The organism is Peribacillus sp. NPDC076916 (assembly GCF_050269675.1).
Lineage (GTDB): Bacteria > Bacillota > Bacilli > Bacillales > DSM-1321 > Peribacillus > Peribacillus aracenensis.
In genome coordinates this window covers 55,513-70,241 of the sequence record NZ_JBNNIU010000017.1, presented here as the reverse complement: position 1 = coordinate 70,241, position 14,729 = coordinate 55,513, and the positions used below count along the sequence as shown (strand labels likewise).

The 14,729-nt window shown below is 40.4% G+C and carries 12 protein-coding genes, 1 tRNA gene, 1 rRNA gene and 4 pseudogenes; 14 read left to right on the top strand and 4 right to left on the bottom strand.

Annotated features, from left to right (window positions below):
- From rrf to tsaD, 6 genes are all read left to right on the top strand, one after another.
- Nucleotides 1–94: ribosomal RNA gene (gene rrf / locus ACQKFG_RS25810) — 5S ribosomal RNA — on the top strand; the annotation flags it as partial.
- Nucleotides 95–160: 66 nt separating this feature from the next.
- Nucleotides 161–234 (top strand) — tRNA-Met (locus ACQKFG_RS25805).
- Between the two features lie 198 nt (nucleotides 235–432).
- Nucleotides 433–885 (top strand): tRNA (adenosine(37)-N6)-threonylcarbamoyltransferase complex ATPase subunit type 1 TsaE, encoded by a 453-nt coding sequence (gene tsaE, locus ACQKFG_RS25800; protein WP_427563921.1) that lies wholly within the window; start codon nucleotides 433–435, stop codon nucleotides 883–885.
- Entirely contained in the window at nucleotides 885–1,577 is a 693-nt protein-coding gene (tsaB, locus tag ACQKFG_RS25795; RefSeq protein ID WP_342614929.1) for a tRNA (adenosine(37)-N6)-threonylcarbamoyltransferase complex dimerization subunit type 1 TsaB, read from the top strand. Before tsaE ends, tsaB begins: the two co-directional genes overlap by 1 nt.
- A 22-nt stretch (nucleotides 1,578–1,599) precedes the next feature.
- Nucleotides 1,600–2,052 (top strand): ribosomal protein S18-alanine N-acetyltransferase, encoded by a 453-nt coding sequence (gene rimI, locus ACQKFG_RS25790; protein ID WP_260288950.1) that lies wholly within the window; start codon nucleotides 1,600–1,602, stop codon nucleotides 2,050–2,052.
- Nucleotides 2,049–3,062, top strand: a complete 1,014-nt coding sequence (gene tsaD / locus ACQKFG_RS25785) for a tRNA (adenosine(37)-N6)-threonylcarbamoyltransferase complex transferase subunit TsaD (protein WP_192207539.1) — start codon at nucleotides 2,049–2,051, stop codon at nucleotides 3,060–3,062. The genes rimI and tsaD overlap by 4 nt, the downstream gene beginning before the upstream one ends.
- Nucleotides 3,063–3,341: 279 nt before the next feature.
- On the opposite strand, the gene ACQKFG_RS25780 is transcribed toward tsaD, so the two are convergent.
- On the bottom strand, nucleotides 3,342–5,261 hold the full coding sequence (locus tag ACQKFG_RS25780; RefSeq protein ID WP_427563918.1) for an ATP-binding cassette domain-containing protein: 1,920 nt from the start codon (nucleotides 5,259–5,261) through the stop codon (nucleotides 3,342–3,344).
- 133 nt (nucleotides 5,262–5,394) lie between these two features.
- On the opposite strand from ACQKFG_RS25780, the gene moaC reads away from it, so the two are divergent.
- Together moaC and ACQKFG_RS25770 are read left to right on the top strand one after the other, a co-directional pair.
- Nucleotides 5,395–5,901, top strand: coding sequence for a cyclic pyranopterin monophosphate synthase MoaC (moaC, locus tag ACQKFG_RS25775; protein WP_427563916.1), 507 nt, complete (start codon nucleotides 5,395–5,397; stop codon nucleotides 5,899–5,901).
- A 33-nt stretch (nucleotides 5,902–5,934) separates the two neighbouring features.
- Complete coding sequence (locus tag ACQKFG_RS25770; protein ID WP_034306345.1) at nucleotides 5,935–6,594, top strand: redox-sensing transcriptional repressor Rex; 660 nt, start codon at nucleotides 5,935–5,937, stop codon at nucleotides 6,592–6,594.
- A gap of 29 nt (nucleotides 6,595–6,623) precedes the next feature.
- Here the strand turns inward: ACQKFG_RS25770 and ACQKFG_RS25765 are convergent, their stop codons facing one another.
- The gene (locus ACQKFG_RS25765) at nucleotides 6,624–6,836 is read right to left on the bottom strand and encodes a YdiK family protein (RefSeq protein WP_034306342.1); all 213 of its coding nucleotides are present in this window, start codon (nucleotides 6,834–6,836) and stop codon (nucleotides 6,624–6,626) included.
- Nucleotides 6,833–7,558, bottom strand: a complete 726-nt coding sequence (locus tag ACQKFG_RS25760; RefSeq protein ID WP_192207542.1) for a CPBP family intramembrane glutamic endopeptidase — start codon at nucleotides 7,556–7,558, stop codon at nucleotides 6,833–6,835. Before ACQKFG_RS25760 ends, ACQKFG_RS25765 begins: the two co-directional genes overlap by 4 nt.
- 334 nt (nucleotides 7,559–7,892) lie before the next feature.
- Here ACQKFG_RS25760 and groES point away from each other — a divergent pair, with 334 nt between their 5' ends.
- The gene (gene groES, locus ACQKFG_RS25755; protein ID WP_034306337.1) at nucleotides 7,893–8,177 is read left to right on the top strand and encodes a co-chaperone GroES; all 285 of its coding nucleotides are present in this window, start codon (nucleotides 7,893–7,895) and stop codon (nucleotides 8,175–8,177) included.
- A gap of 59 nt (nucleotides 8,178–8,236) precedes the next feature.
- Nucleotides 8,237–9,874 carry a chaperonin GroEL gene (groL, locus tag ACQKFG_RS25750; protein WP_192207543.1) on the top strand — a complete coding sequence of 546 codons (1,638 nt, stop codon included), beginning with the start codon at nucleotides 8,237–8,239 and terminating at the stop codon, nucleotides 9,872–9,874.
- Nucleotides 9,875–9,978: 104 nt separating this feature from the next.
- On the opposite strand, the pseudogene ACQKFG_RS25745 reads toward groL, so the two are convergent.
- A pseudogene (locus ACQKFG_RS25745) lies at nucleotides 9,979–10,214 on the bottom strand (tyrosine-type recombinase/integrase); the annotation flags it as partial.
- Nucleotides 10,215–10,538: 324 nt separating this feature from the next.
- Between ACQKFG_RS25745 and ACQKFG_RS25740 the strand changes: the two are divergent.
- The 4 genes and pseudogenes from ACQKFG_RS25740 to ACQKFG_RS25725 form a co-directional block, all read left to right on the top strand.
- Nucleotides 10,539–10,811 (top strand): annotated as a pseudogene (locus ACQKFG_RS25740) (group II intron reverse transcriptase/maturase); the annotation flags it as partial.
- Nucleotides 10,812–10,814: 3 nt separating this feature from the next.
- Nucleotides 10,815–10,990 (top strand): annotated as a pseudogene (locus ACQKFG_RS25735) (gluconate permease); the annotation flags it as partial.
- Nucleotides 10,990–11,181 (top strand): annotated as a pseudogene (locus ACQKFG_RS25730) (ABC transporter ATP-binding protein); the annotation flags it as partial. The pseudogenes ACQKFG_RS25735 and ACQKFG_RS25730, both read left to right, overlap by 1 nt.
- Before the next feature lie 759 nt (nucleotides 11,182–11,940).
- On the top strand, nucleotides 11,941–12,648 hold the full coding sequence (locus ACQKFG_RS25725) for a hypothetical protein (protein WP_192207560.1): 708 nt from the start codon (nucleotides 11,941–11,943) through the stop codon (nucleotides 12,646–12,648).
- The last annotated feature ends 2,081 nt before the right edge of the window (nucleotides 12,649–14,729 follow it).

The following is a 14,729-nucleotide window of genomic DNA, read 5'->3' as shown; positions in this document are numbered from 1 at the left end:
TCACACCCGTTCCCATTCCGAACACGGCAGTTAAGCTCTTCAGCGCCGATGGTAGTTGGGGGTTTCCCCCTGTGAGAGTAGGACGTCGCCAAGCTATAATCTTTGTATTCTTTTTGAGTAATCGGGAATACTATTTTTATAAAAGAAACATTTATACCGTCGCGGGGTGGAGCAGTCCGGTAGCTCGTCGGGCTCATAACCCGAAGGTCGCAGGTTCAAATCCTGTCCCCGCAATCATGAAAAAAACGAAACCCAGGTTTCGTTTTTTTGTTTTATCCGAAATTCGAATAATTATGTCCTTAACTTATTTGTTTCTTCTTTTGAAACAAGGTAAACTACATATAGAATGGTTTTTGTTCCATAATATTGCGTTTATGGTTCTCGACATGAACGTTAGGACGTTTTCCTAATAATGATAAAGGTGATTGATATATGCAACAGGTTGAATGGATTTCTCAGAATGAGGAAGAAACAGTGCGATTTGCGCAGGAATTGGCACAAAGGCTTTCAAGCGGCGATGTGCTGGCGTTAGAAGGTGATTTGGGTGCAGGGAAGACGGCATTCACAAAAGGATTGGCTCAAGGATTAGGTGTTACCAGAATGGTGAATAGCCCTACCTTTACGATAATAAAGGAATACATGGGACGATTGCCTTTATATCATATGGATGTATATCGGGTAAGTGAATCGGAAGAAGATTTAGGCTTTGAAGAATATTTTGATGGTGATGGTGTGACTGTCGTTGAATGGGCCCATTTAATAAAGGATCACCTTCCGGAGGAAATCTTGACCATTTATATTTATCGCCTGAGCGATACAAGCCGGCGTTTTGTTCTGGAAGCCAAAGGCGAACGATATGTAAAGTTATGTAAGGAGATTATTTGATGAAGGTTTTAGCTATAGATACATCGAATTTCACATTAGGGGTTTCCCTGGTAAACGGGGGCCAAGTAATTGGTGAGTATACGACGAACCTAAAGAAAAATCATTCGGTGCGGGTTATGCCAGCAATTGAAACACTGCTGAGGGATTGTGATACTAAACCGAAAGATCTGACTAAGATAGTGGTCGCTCAAGGCCCAGGATCCTATACAGGCGTCAGGATTGGAGTGACGATTGCAAAAAGCTTGGCCTGGACACTTCAGATTCCGTTATCGGGTGTTTCCAGCTTAGAGGTTTTAGCAGCTAATGGACGTTATTTTAACGGGTTGATCTCTCCGTTGTTCGATGCAAGAAGAGGGCAGATTTATACTGGATTATATGAAATGGAAAATAACTCTTTAAAGACAGTCATTGAAGATTGTAATATTTTATCCTCTGAGTGGGCGAATCAATTGAAGGAATTAAATCGTCCCGTTTTATTCGTTGGTCAAGATGTGGACATCCACCGGGATGCAATTACGGAAGCTTTAGGCGAATTAGCTGTATTTGCTCCGGTACAGTCATATAACTCAAGACCAAGCGAACTGGCCTTCCTTGGTCTTGATAAGACTGAAGTCGATGTTCACCAGTTTGTACCGAATTATATCCGCATGGCTGAAGCAGAAGCTAAGTGGCTTGAACAGCAGGGGAAATAAACAAGGAAAGCGACCGATTATTATGAGTAAAACATTGACGTTCCGAAAGATGAATACGGAAGATATCGACCAAGTGCTAATTGTGGAAAAGCAGTCCTTCACTTTGCCTTGGAGCCGGGAAGCTTTTTTTAACGAACTGAATCATAATCAATATGCTGTATACATGGTGATAGAAGATGAAGGGAAAATTGCCGGTTATTGCGGTGCGTGGATCGTCATTGATGAATCGCACATTACCAATATAGCGATATTGCCAGAATACCGAGGGCAAAAGCTTGGGGAAGCTTTGCTCAGGAAGATGATTGAAATCTCCATATCGATGGGTGTGGTCAGGATGACACTTGAGGTACGGGTCAGTAATGCAATAGCCATTTCGCTTTATGAAAAACTTGGTTTCCAAAAGGGTGGAATCCGAAAAAATTATTATACGGACAATCAAGAAGATGCTTATGTTATGTGGGTGAATTTTTCATGAAAAAAGATCAATTTATATTAGGAATTGAAACGAGCTGCGATGAAACTGCGGCAGCTGTCATAAAAAATGGAACGGAGATACTGAGTAATGTCGTGGCTTCACAAATCGAAAGCCATAAACGTTTTGGCGGTGTCGTCCCGGAAATAGCTTCCCGTCATCATGTAGAACAAATTACGATCGTTCTTGAAGAAGCATTGGTCCAAGCCGGTGTGACATATGAAGACTTGGATGCCATTGCCGTTACAGAAGGTCCCGGACTGGTAGGGGCACTGTTAATAGGCGTGAATGCGGCGAAGGCTGTAGCTTTCGCACATGGAATACCGATTGTCGGCACGCATCATATCGCGGGTCATATCTATGCAAATCGTCTTATTCAGGAGATCGAATATCCTGCGCTTTCTTTAGTCGTTTCGGGAGGCCATACGGAATTGGTCCTTTTAGAAAAACCGGGTACTTTCAAGGTGATAGGGGAAACGCGGGATGATGCAGCAGGTGAGGCATATGATAAAGTGGCCCGAACCTTGGGGCTCCCTTATCCTGGCGGCCCTCATATCGATAGGCTTGCACAAGAAGGTTCACCAACTTTGAAACTGCCTCGGGCATGGTTGGATGGCAGCTATGACTTTTCCTTCAGCGGGTTGAAATCAGCGGTAATCAACACTTTGCATAACGCTGAACAGCGCGGGGAAAAAATTGAACCTAAAGATTTAGCCGCAAGTTTCCAAGCTAGCGTGATAGAAGTGCTTGTTATGAAAGCTGTAAAGGCTGCAAAGGAATATAATGTGAAGCAGGTATTGCTTGCTGGAGGAGTTGCGGCAAATAAAGGCCTTAGGGAAGCATTAACGGAAGCTTTTAAGGATTTACCTATGGATATATCCATTCCGCCCCTATATCTTTGTACGGACAATGCCGCCATGATCGGTGCTGCTGGCAGTGTCATGTTTGAAAAGGGAAAACGATCTGGTTTGGATTTGAACGGAAATCCTGGTTTGGACATTGAAGCATTTTAATTGACGAGAAGACAGGATCCCTCACTTAGGCATCCTGTCTTTTTTACCGTGTTTATAAAAAAATAGAATATTCTGTGGATAAAGTTTTTTTGATGATCATACTGCATGTGTATAAAGTGGGGTTTTTGTGGATAAGTGGATATGTTTCTGTGGATAATGTGCATAACCCAAATTAATGGCTAGTGAGCGGTAAGTGGTTTGTTAACAATTTTGTGGATAACTTTCAAGTGAAGTTTTATTGGAAAAGAAAAAGACCGAGTCAATTAACTCGGTCTTCTGTCATTCTTCCAGTTCAGTCCATTCTTCAAGAAGCTGGTCCAAACTTTCCTGGGCATGATCAAGCTTTGTTTGGACCTCCATTACTTTTTCATGGTCCTGAAAAACATTTGGATCACAAAGGAGATCATTATATTCGTTTATTTCGATCTCAAGAAGCTCCATGGCTGCCTCGATTTCCTCAATGCGCCGCTTTCGCTGGCGTTCAGCTTTTTTTGCTTCTTTATCAATTTTGTAATTTGTTTTTTCTACAGCTGCATCTAAAGTTTTAGCCTGCTCCTGCTGTTCTAGTGCTTGGATTTCCGCCTGCTCCTGTTTCTTCTCTAAATAGTAATCATAATCACCGAGGAATTCTTCGTTGCCGTCTTTGGAGAGCTCTATCACTTTCGTTGCTATCCGATTTATGAAATAACGGTCATGTGAAACGAAAAGAATAGTTCCCGGATAATCAATCAAGGCGTTTTCAAGCACTAATTTACTATCGAGGTCCAAATGGTTCGTTGGTTCATCAAGAATTAAAAAATTCCCTTTTTGCATCATCATTTTGGCAAGGGCAAGCCGTGCCTTTTCGCCCCCGCTTAGTGTGGAAACGGTTTTCAAAACATCGTCCCCGCTAAATAGAAAATTACCGAGTACGGTGCGAATGTCCTTTTCCGGTTTAAGGGGATAATCGTCCCATAATTCATTAAGTACGCGTTTATTGGAAACAAGGTTAGCCTGTTCTTGATCGTAGTAGCTGACTTCTACGTTCGTTCCAAAACGGAAACCACCAGAAAGTGCAGGCAGCTTAGAAATGATCGTTTTCAATAAAGTTGATTTTCCAACTCCATTTGGGCCAACAAGTGCTATGCTTTCCCCTTTAGTCATCCGGGAATTTATATTCTTTGATACCGTTTCCCCTTCGTATCCAATAGCCAAGTCCTGGAGTTGAAGTACTTCATTTCCACTTTGCTTTTCAATCTGGAAAGAAAAATTCGCGGATTTTTCATCACCTTGCGGCTTGTCCAATACATCCATCCTTTCGAGCTGTTTGCGTCTGCTTTGTGCTCTTTTCGTCGTGGAAGCCCTGGTGATATTACGTTGGACAAAGTCGCGAAGCTTTTCAATTTCCCCTTGTTGCTTCTCGAACAGCTTCATGTCCCGCTCATAATCTTCCGCTTTTCCCTCTAGGTAAGAACTATAATTACCATGGTATTTTTTCATGTTATTCCGGGAAATCTCATATACGAGGTTTACTACTTTATCTAAAAAATAACGGTCATGTGAAACAATAAGGACAGCTCCCTGGTAGCTTTGTAAATATTGTTCAAGCCAAGAGAGGGTTTCGATATCCAGATGGTTCGTCGGCTCATCCAGAATCAATATGTCCGGTTTCCTTAAAAGCAGTTTCCCTAATGCAAGCCTTGTTTTTTGTCCACCGCTTAAAGTGGAAATGGGGGTAGAATAGTCAAAGTCAGCAAACTGAAGTCCATGCAATACGGAACGGATATCCGCCTCATATTGATAGCCGCCCTTCTCTTTGAATTCCACCATCAAAGTGTCGTATTCATTCAGCACTTTTTGGTAAATTGTTTCGTTTTCAAAGATGTCAGGTCTGGCCATATCAGCCTCAAGGCGACGCAAGTCCTTTTCTTGCTCTATAAGGTCGGTGAATACAGTCAGCATCTCATCCCAAATGGTCAGTTCGGATTCCAATCCCGTATCCTGGGCCATATAGCCGATTGTGACGCCTTTTGGTTTGATTATCTCACCGCCATCATGGGAAAGCTGCCCGGCTATGATTTTAAGCAGAGTGGATTTACCGGCGCCATTTCGGCCGACAAGTGCAATTCGATCTTTATTTTGAACTTCGAGCTTCATATTTGATAAAATAAGTTCAGCTCCATAATATTTCGATAGTTGATTGATTTGTAATAAAATCATAGATTTCACCTCAATTGATTATTGTTAGTGTAACGTATTTTAGTTATTATCGGCAACAGCTTGGTTCCAAGCTTAAACAAAAGCTGTTACATAAAGTGGAATAATAGTGTATGATTTAGGAGGGGTTACTTAAATGGGAGACTTAACGCATTTTAATGAACAGGGCAGGGCCAAAATGGTCGATGTGAGTGCTAAGCCTGAAACAACCCGGACGGCAATAGCTCAATCGAGCATTTTATTGAATGATGAAATATATGAATTGGTCACGAACCATAAAATGAAAAAAGGTGATGTACTGGCTGTTGCGCAAGTTGCAGGAATAATGGCCAGCAAGAATACATCCAATATAATTCCGATGTGCCATCCCATTGCTCTGCAAGGGGTCAATATAGCCTTTGATTGGGAAAAAGAAGAACAAGGATATAGGCTTACGATTGAAACGGAAGCTAAGACAAAAGGGAGTACAGGTGTGGAAATGGAAGCGTTAACAGCTGCATCCGTGACTGCCTTGACTGTTTATGACATGTGTAAGGCCATTGATAAGGGAATGGTGATCGGGCCTACATTCTTAGTGGAGAAAACAGGCGGAGTGTCCAGTAGCGATTATAAAAGGCAAGTAAAGCAAACAGATAGAGATTAAGTTGAAAAGCATGTGTGAAAGCGGGGAAGAACAATGAACCATGACCCAAAGATACCGCAGGCGACAGCCAAAAGGTTGCCATTGTATTATCGATTTTTAAAGAACTTACATTCCTCAGGCAAACAAAGAGTTTCCTCGGCAGAGCTAAGTGAAGCTGTAAAAGTGGATTCTGCCACAATTCGCCGTGATTTTTCCTACTTTGGCGCGCTTGGGAAAAAAGGCTACGGCTACAATGTCAATTACTTATTATCCTTCTTTAGAAAAACACTAGATCAAGATGAATTGACCAAAGTCGCTTTAATCGGGGTAGGAAATTTAGGAACCGCTTTTTTAAATTACAATTTCATGAAAAATAATAATACAAAAATTGAAATGGCTTTCGAGGTTTCTGAAGAAAAGGTCGGTAAGCGAATAGCTGATGTGCCCATCTATCATATGGATCAAATCGATACATTATTGCAGGAAAATAATATTACTGCGGCTATTTTGACAGTGCCAGCACAGGTAGCCCAGACGATAACCGATCGTCTAGTCAAAGCTGATATAAAAGGAATATTGAATTTCACACCTGCACGGCTGACTGTGCCTCCATCCATAAGGGTTCACCACATTGACCTGGCCGTGGAGCTTCAGTCGCTCATCTACTTCCTGAAACATTATCCTGTAGTGGAAGAAGCCGCATTGGAGGAATGAAAAAAACGCTGCATCATTGCAGCGTTTTTTTATTTTTTCTTATTTTTTTGTGCAGCTTTAATCTTAAAGTGCAGCATGATCATGCGTAATCCCGATCCAAAATCAAGAGTTGCAATAAGGACAAGTATGTAGGCAAAGAGTCCCCATCCGGAAGAATTGACGGTTTGAATCGCGATAGCGGTAAAAAGAGCTCCTAAGCCAGCATAGATGATGCCCATAAATAATGGTGATTGACGTTTCATAATAAACCTCCGATGAAGGCCTGTGCAGTATCTAGCATCTTCTCAATATCCTCCCGATATACCACTTGAAGGATGATAACAAGCGTATTCATTGCAATATGAGCGCTCATGGAAACGAGAATGCGACCTGTTTTCGCATAAAGGAAAGCAAAGGTGAAGCCCATTGCCGTATATAATAGAAGATGTTCAAATTCACCATGCGCCAAGCCGAAAATAACTGAGCTGATTAAAGCTGAAATAAAGAAGTTAAAGCGTTTATGAAGTGACCCGAAAATGATTTTCCGGAAAATTAATTCTTCCAATATAGGTCCAATTACTGAAGTGACGAAAATGACCATGGGGACTTTATAAATGAGTGAAATAAGTTGCTGCGTATTTTCAGATTCAGACTCCACCCCAAGCATTTGTTCAATGCTGCCGGCAATGCTTTGTGCAAAAAGAGCCATGAACACTCCTGCAACTGCCCATAATATGGACATCGGGACGGTAGTTTGATTTCTCGTGTCCAACTGTTCCCTCATATCTTTTTTCATTAAAAAAAGAATCAAGAATAAAGCAGCGAGAAAACTGAAAACTATCCAATATGCTGCAGACTTCACTTCGAGTTCATCGGCCGGCATTCCGGTAGAAGACCCGATAAGCATGAAAATGGGTACCCCAACAATACTGGATAATTGCATGGCAATATAAGTGATGATGACGAACCAATATTCTTTTTTCAAAAATGAAAACTCCTTTTATAGTCACCCATCCCGTTCGGAACGTTCCTGATATGGGGACAATCTATAAACGCATACTCCAAAATGGTATCAAATATTGAGGCAGAACACCACTTAAAGGTACCCCTAACATAACATTTCAATAACATTGTTAAGGAAATCATTATGTTAAAGTAGTTTACCCTTAATTTATCAGAAATTAATAAAAAATTTTCAATAAGATACTTGCAAAAAATGCTCGGTTTATTTAATATTATAAATGTGTTAGCACTCGATGATGAAGAGTGCTAATAATCATGAAACAAATTATCAAGAGAATATGAGGAGGTTGTTTCACTTGTTAAAACCATTAGGTGATCGCGTTATTATTGAACTAGTTCAAACTGAAGAAAAAACTGCAAGCGGTATTGTTCTTCCTGATACTGCTAAAGAAAAGCCACAAGAAGGTAAGGTAGTAGCAGTTGGTACTGGCCGTGTTCTTGAAAATGGCGAACGTGTTGCTTTAGAGGTTGCCCAAGGCGATCTAATTATCTTCTCAAAATATGCAGGTACTGAAGTTAAATACGAAGACACTGAATACTTAATTTTACGTGAAAGCGACATTCTAGCTGTAATCGGCTAATTATACATCATACTTAACTGAACGAAAATTTTCTTAAAATTTTAGGGAGGTACTTATAAATGGCTAAAGAAATTAAATTTAGTGAAGAAGCTCGCCGCTCCATGCTTCGTGGTGTGGACGCACTTGCAGATGCAGTTAAAGTAACGCTTGGACCAAAAGGTCGTAACGTGGTTCTTGAGAAAAAATTCGGTTCACCGCTTATCACAAATGACGGTGTGACGATCGCTAAAGAAATCGAATTAGAAGATGCATTCGAAAACATGGGTGCAAAATTGGTTGCTGAAGTAGCAAGCAAAACAAACGACGTAGCTGGTGACGGTACTACTACTGCAACGGTTCTTGCACAAGCGATGATCCGTGAAGGTCTTAAAAACGTAACAGCTGGTGCTAACCCAATGGGTATCCGTAAAGGAATCGAAAAAGCGGTTAATACTGCAATTGCAGAATTAAAAGCTATTTCTCAACCTGTTGAAAACAAAGAATCAATCGCACAAGTTGCTGCCATCTCTTCAGCTGATGAAGAAGTGGGCCAACTGATAGCAGAAGCAATGGAGCGCGTTGGTAACGACGGCGTCATCACGATCGAAGAGTCTAAAGGTTTCACAACTGAATTGGACGTAGTAGAAGGTATGCAGTTCGATCGCGGATATGCATCTCCATACATGGTTACTGATTCAGATAAAATGGAAGCTGTCCTTGAGAATCCATATATCTTGATCACAGATAAAAAAATCACGAATATCCAAGAAATCCTTCCTGTCCTTGAACAAGTTGTTCAACAAGGGAAACCGCTATTATTGATTGCTGAAGATGTAGAAGGCGAAGCGCTTGCAACTCTTGTTGTGAACAAACTTCGTGGAACATTCAACGCTGTTGCGGTTAAGGCTCCTGGATTCGGTGATCGTCGTAAAGCAATGCTTGAAGACATCGCGGCTCTTACAGGCGGCGAAGTGATCACTGAAGAAATCGGACTTGATCTTAAATCCGCAACAATCGATTCATTAGGCCGTGCGTCTAAAGTGGTTGTTACAAAAGAAAATACAACAATCGTTGAAGGTTCTGGAGACACAGCTCAAATTCAAGCTCGTGTAAACCAAATCCGTGTTCAATTAGAAGAAACAACTTCTGAATTCGACCGTGAAAAATTACAAGAACGCCTTGCTAAATTAGCTGGTGGCGTAGCGGTAATCAAAGTCGGTGCAGCTACCGAAACAGAATTGAAAGAACGTAAACTTCGTATTGAAGATGCATTGAACTCCACTCGTGCCGCTGTTGAAGAAGGTATCGTAGCAGGTGGTGGTACAGCACTTCTTAACGTATACAATAAAATCGCTGAAATTCAAGCGGAAGGCGACGTAGCAACAGGCGTGAAAATCGTTCTTCGTGCAATCGAAGAGCCTGTTCGTCAAATCGCTCACAATGCCGGTCTTGAAGGCTCTGTAATCGTAGAGCGCCTTAAAGGCGAAGCAGTAGGCACTGGCTTCAATGCAGCTACTGGACAATGGGTGAACATGATCGAATCCGGTATCGTCGATCCTACTAAAGTAACTCGTTCAGCTCTACAAAACGCTGGTTCTGTAGCAGCTATGTTCTTAACAACAGAAGCTGTTGTTGCTGACAAACCAGAACCTGCTGGCTCTGGCGGCATGGGCATGCCTGATATGGGCGGAATGGGCGGAATGGGCGGCATGATGTAATCATCGCCTAGAACCCTTGGTATATAGGGGGTTGTAAGGTGGAGATTAGTGAAATGCTAACTTTTTGCTAACGTTCAGTTTTTGAAACAATTTTACTTCACCAATTAGAGGAGACCTTTCGTAAGTTCACTGAACTTATGGGAGGTCTTTTCTTCGATATTTTTTGTCATATGAGCGTAAATGTTCATCGTCGTGTTAATATTTGAATGCCCTAATCTTTCTTGAATCTCTTTTACGCCTGCCCCAGCTTCAATGAGAAGGGATGTATGAGTATGTCTAAAACTGTGGGGGGGGTAACATGCTTGTCTACATCCAAATGCTTCATTAAACGCTGTAAACGCAATCCCCGGGTATGGATGCACACTTTCTCTCCATATCCCCTCTGATGGAAACGTGAAGTACTCTTCATAACCTGCTTAGTGATAAGTAGCTGAACCATCAGAAGTCAGCTGACATCATCATACGAATGGGTCTAGAACCATTCGGAAGGACTGAACAATTGAGAGAGAATAGCCCTTGGCATTCAGTGCGTCATGATGAACATAGAAAACGTAAGACACCTCCCCGGAGGAGGGAAAACGGTGAATCTCGTGCGGGACCTTCTGGAGGGTGGAGTGACGACTGGTATAAGAAGACAAGCTATTCACGGAAAGAAGAACGAACGATGCTTTTGAATCAAATCCTGCCACGGGAGAATATGATTCTCGCTTTAAAGCGAGTCGAAAAGAATAATGGAAGCCATGGAGTCGATAAGATGCCTGTACAAATCCTACGCCAGCACTTAGTCGAAAATTGGCCAACTATCAGAGAGACCATTCTCAGGCGAACCTATGAACCAATGCCTGTCCGAAGAGTCGAAATCCCGAAACCTGATGGCGGTGTTTGGCTATTAGGTATCCCAACTGTGATAGACCGTTTGATCCAACAAGCAATCGCCTAGGTTATCGGTGTCGCATTGTTTTTTGAAGTGGGATTAGTATATTAATTCCAATCGTATTTGCAATTTCAAGGAAATTGAAAGTTTCGATATTGTATCTTGGTATTCCAATGGTAGCAGCATTATCCGTAACACACGGTTTCTTACCGCCGCATCCAGGGCCAACCGTCATCGCTGGACCGGAGCATTAGATTCCAAATCGTCAGCAGACATTATTCTGGCAGAGATTAATAATGAAGGGACAACCAACATGCTCGTGACGCATGATGCAAAAGTGGCAGCAAAAAACGAAAGAGTATTGTTTATGATAGATGGAAACAAACATTCTTCATCTTTCCTTTCGGACTTACCAAATAAAGTTTCCATATGAACTTTATGCGAATGCCAATGAAAAATTAGAATCCATTTTCTACTAACCATTTCATAATGCTTTCTTCTCTTTTCTTAATATCGTTATGCTGGTTATCGTATTTACTCATTTTCTTCTGTGCAACAAGATAAGGAAAGATGCTAACAATTTGTTAACGCAATCAAGCGGAAAACGATAAAATCTCGTTAAAGATGTTACACCACTGATTAGCAAAAACCTTGATATAACACACTTTTAGCACATATCGTTAAAGATATTACACACTCTCACCATACGGGCGGCATAATGTTATCATTGCTTAAATATATAGGGGTTTAACGAGGATTTAGAAATGGATGCTCACCTAACATGTAAATATTTTTAAAGTGAAGGTCTTCCATCAGTTTATTGAACTGCTGGGAGGCTTTTTCTTTCATGTAGTCAGTCGTATAAGCATAGAAGTTTATTGTTGTTTGAATATCTGTATGTCCTAATCGTTGTTGAATTTCTATCAACCCCACCCATGCTTGGCACGGGGCAAGGCGCCAAGACCGACCAGATGTAACACAAACAATGGATAAGGATAGATAGGAGATAGCGGCTATGCAAGAGAAGGAAGGTAAGCGAATAGATGATCTAAACGTATATGGAAGTAGAAGAAAGGAAAAGGAAATCTTATCGGTATCGCTAACAACTTCTGGATAGGCTAAACTTATCTAGACAGAAAATTTAAGGTCAGGTAGACTACAGATACAACTAGTTATAGAAAAGAGGTCCGATATGCGACGTGATATACAACCGAATGAACGAGCTTTCTCTTCCAAGGAAGTGGCAGAAGAAGTGGGGATTGCAACTCCCACTGTTCGAAAGTATGGTCAAATCTTAGAACGGAATGGATATGAGTTTTTGAAAGATGGAGATCGACGTATCTTTGTTCAATCTGACATCGGAGTGCTTATAGCGCTACGCGATACGGACAAGCCCCTAGACGATACAGCTAAAGACCTTGTATTTCAACAAAAAGAAAGATTAGAAGGCTCCAATGAAACAGAGATAGCGATACCCGATACATATGAAAATTTACCCCACGACCCCAATCAATTAAAAGAGGTCTTAATGTTTTTAGTCAATGAACTCGCAGCCACACGTGAAATGAATGTCCAACTGACAAACGATATGTCAGAGCTTAAAACAAAGGTTTCCCGGCTCCAGCAAGATCATCATGTTATAAGTTCTAGTATTGGAAATTCAGCGCAAAGAACTAATACTAAAATTGAACAATTAACTGAACAACAAAATATCCATTACGAAACATTGCTGCAACAAGAAAAACAAAAAAGTGAAATCTTACAAAAAGAAATACAAAATATGCGGGACGAACAGAAAAAAGACTGGAGTTCACAAAATGAATTTAATAAACGTTTAGAAGAAGCTATACAAAAACGTTCAGAAAAATGGTGGGGGCTTTTCTCCATATTCAGAAAATAAGGTGACTGTCATGTTTTTTTGCCTAACTGATTAATGATTTGTGGAAGCAAATTATTGATGTAGAAACATTTGATAAATCTTTTTTATATATATAAGGATGGATAAAAGCATAGTGACATATATGATTCGCGTAGCTGAAACACAGAATTAAGAAAGAGCATTTCAACTTTACAGGATTTGGTGCCTACTATGTAAGAGCTCGGCGATACCAATGTTTCGCAAGTTCTACCAAAGGCAAACAGAGGCTCAATTGAAATTCATTGGAGATTTGTTTAAGCGATATGCATCTAAAACAAAATACACAATTTGAGGCAAGCAAAAAAGGCATGTTTGATAAAATGGGAGTTGAGGCGGTTGAAAACTTGCATCCAAAAAAAAGAGTCATCCTTAATAGAGTTGCTCCAGACAGTGTTGATCGGTTCTTTTTTTTTGTGTTTCGTATCGCTGGGCGATATAACTTGCAAATAAATTCAAAACCTTTTGGTTTAATAGAAAAGCTACGTTCGATATGCAAAAACATAATATACATCCGAATAAACGAGTATTCTCTTCTAAGGTAGTGGAAGAAGAAATGGGGATGCAACACCCACTGTCAAAAGTATGGTCAAAACTTAGAACGAAACGGATATGGGTTTTTAAGATGGTGATTGCCTATCTTTATTCAATCCGACATCGAAGCGGTCATAGCGTTACGCGATACGGTCAAGCCCCTAGAAGATACGGCTAGGACCTTGTGTACCTACAAAAAGATAGATTAGAAGAAACTAATGAAACAGAGATAACGATACCCGATACATATGATAATTTAACCCATAATCCCAAACAATTAAAAGAGATTTTAATTGTTTTAACCAATGAACTCGTAGCTACGCGTGAAATGAACATCCACTGACAAACGATATGTCACAGCTTAAAACAACGGTTTCCAGCTCCAGAAAGATCCATGTCCTTAATAGTGTCCCTCAAGAAAGGGGCTGATCGGTTCTTTTGTGTGTTTCGTATCGCTGGGCGATATAACATACAAATAAATCCACAGAACCTTCATCTTTAATAGAAAGGGAGGTCCAATATACGATAGGATATACATCCGAATGAATGAGCAGCCTCTTCCAATGAAGTGGCAGAAATATAGAGGCAAAATCCACTGTTCGAAGGTATGTTTAAAACTTAGAGCGAAATGGATAGGAGCTGTTAAGATGGCGATTGGCATACCTTCGTTCAATCCGACATCGAAAAGCTTATAGCGTTACGCGATACGGGCAACCCTCTAAACGATAGAGCTAAAGACTCTTGTATCAAGAAATAGAAAGATTAGAAGGAACCAATGAAACAGCGATAGCGATACCCGATACATATGACAATATATTTAACCCATGTTCTCATTCAATTAAAAGGGATCTTAATGTTTTTAACCAATGAACTCGCAGCTACGCGTGAAATGAACCTCTAACTGACAAACGATATGTCACAGCATAAATCTGAACAACAAAAAAACATTAGGCAACCAAATCAAAAGAAGAAATTCCTTTGTTCCAACTATTCGGAATCACCATTTTCAAGTTTAAACAATTTCCCGAGAAATATCTACAAATTCTGAGTAGATATCGACAAAATTAGGCTTTTAAAAGAGACAGCGATACCCGATATATATGACAATATATTTAACCCATGTTCTCATTCAATTAAAAGAGATCTTATTGTTATTAACCAATGACCTCGTTAGCTACGCGTGAAATGAACCTCTAACTGGCAACCGATATGTCACAGCTTAAAACTGAACAACAAAAAACCCATTACGAAACATTACTGCAATAAGAAAAAGGTTTCATTACCTTTTTTTAATCTCCTTTAAGATCCTCAGTTGTTAATTTTCGTTAATAACTATTTAAACCTTAGGCAACCAAATCAAAAGAAGAAATTCCTTTGTTCCAACTATTCGGGATCACCATTTTCAAATTTCAACAATTTCCCGAGAAATATCTACAAATTCTGAGTAGATATCGACAAAATTAGAAGCTTCTAAAGGGAGAATTGTTTTTGTTGATAAGAAAGTAGAATTACTTTAGAACTCAAACTCTACC

Excerpts from the sequence above, each read along its gene's own strand:
- ACQKFG_RS25780 (WP_427563918.1), bottom strand. The coding sequence starts at position 5,261 with ATGATTTTATTACAAATCAATCAACTATCGAAATATTATGGAGCTGAA.
- ACQKFG_RS25770 (WP_034306345.1), top strand. The coding sequence starts at position 5,935 with ATGAACCATGACCCAAAGATACCGCAGGCGACAGCCAAAAGGTTGCCA.
- ACQKFG_RS25765 (WP_034306342.1), bottom strand. The coding sequence starts at position 6,836 with ATGAAACGTCAATCACCATTATTTATGGGCATCATCTATGCTGGCTTA.
- tsaE (WP_427563921.1), top strand. The coding sequence starts at position 433 with ATGCAACAGGTTGAATGGATTTCTCAGAATGAGGAAGAAACAGTGCGA.
- tsaD (WP_192207539.1), top strand. The coding sequence starts at position 2,049 with ATGAAAAAAGATCAATTTATATTAGGAATTGAAACGAGCTGCGATGAA.
- groL (WP_192207543.1), top strand. The coding sequence starts at position 8,237 with ATGGCTAAAGAAATTAAATTTAGTGAAGAAGCTCGCCGCTCCATGCTT.
- moaC (WP_427563916.1), top strand. The coding sequence starts at position 5,395 with ATGGGAGACTTAACGCATTTTAATGAACAGGGCAGGGCCAAAATGGTC.
- ACQKFG_RS25725 (WP_192207560.1), top strand. The coding sequence starts at position 11,941 with ATGCGACGTGATATACAACCGAATGAACGAGCTTTCTCTTCCAAGGAA.
- rimI (WP_260288950.1), top strand. The coding sequence starts at position 1,600 with ATGAGTAAAACATTGACGTTCCGAAAGATGAATACGGAAGATATCGAC.
- tsaB (WP_342614929.1), top strand. The coding sequence starts at position 885 with ATGAAGGTTTTAGCTATAGATACATCGAATTTCACATTAGGGGTTTCC.